Annotated in this window: 1 protein-coding gene; it reads left to right on the top strand. The window is 62.9% G+C overall.

Annotated elements, in window-relative coordinates; translation table 11 throughout:
* Positions 1 to 246: 246 nt before the first annotated feature.
* Positions 247 to 801, top strand: coding sequence for a hypothetical protein (locus ACZY0B_RS27715; protein ID WP_463767418.1), 555 nt, complete (start codon positions 247 to 249; stop codon positions 799 to 801).
* Positions 802 to 958 lie beyond the last annotated feature (157 nt).

Below are 958 nucleotides of genomic sequence, written 5' to 3'. Positions count from 1 at the left end.
CCGCACCCCGAGCAACAGCTGCCCCGCCTCGGTGGCCAGGCGCGCGGCCAGTGCGTGGTCATTCATCGGTTACTCCTAACCTGGCGGGCGTCTCAATACTTCCCTATGTTGGTAGCGTTGACCAAATTTACCGTGCGACGATGTTCGGCGACTCGTCGCCCCGCGTAGAACTTCTGACATAACCTGGAGAACGTGAGCGGCGACGTCTCTTCATTGAGCGGGCTGCGGCGGGGGCGCCTAACGGTGATCGTCATCGTCGTGGCCCTTCTGGTGGTCGGCGCGCTGATCTTCGCAGGCGTGAAACTGACCGGCGGTCAGCACAGCACGCCGGCCCAGTCCAACCAATTACCGCTGCCACCGGACAGCTACGCCATTCCGGGCTGCTACAACCCGGCGGTCCTACCGAGCGCGCGTCCAAGAAAGCTCAATGTCCTGGGCTGCGCCAGCGTTGCCGTTGCGCTGCAAGACATGTCGTGGAGTTCGTGGGGACCACAGGGTGCCGATGGAACCGGCACCGCCGTTTTCAAGTTGTGCGATCCGAATTGCGCCACCGGCTCCCAACTCACGGAACCCGTCGTTGTTCACGCGTGGAATGCGCAGAAGCCACGCACGGATGCCATCTGTCAGCTCGGCCTCAAGATCTTCGGCGACATGATCTTGGCCTTCCCCAAAGACGTCCCGCCGCCCAACGCGCAACAGATCGACGCCCAGTACAACGGGATGCCGGCGGTGCACTACGTCAACTACTCGCCCAGTAACCCCCGCGAAACCGAATTCATCGGCTACACGTTCTGCAACTGAGATGCGCCGAACGTGCTCTCAGGGCGAAAAAATCGCTGAAATCCCGCCGTGAGAGCACGTTCGGCGTGACGAAACTCGTCAGACCTCGACGACGACGGCGCCACCCTGGCCACCGCCGGCACACATTGCCGCAACGCCGATACCGCCACCGCGGCGG

The organism is Mycobacterium sp. IDUB_19 (genome assembly GCF_055419445.1).
Note: the sequence above shows the minus strand (reverse complement) of the source record. Positions and strands in the feature narration are given on the sequence as shown.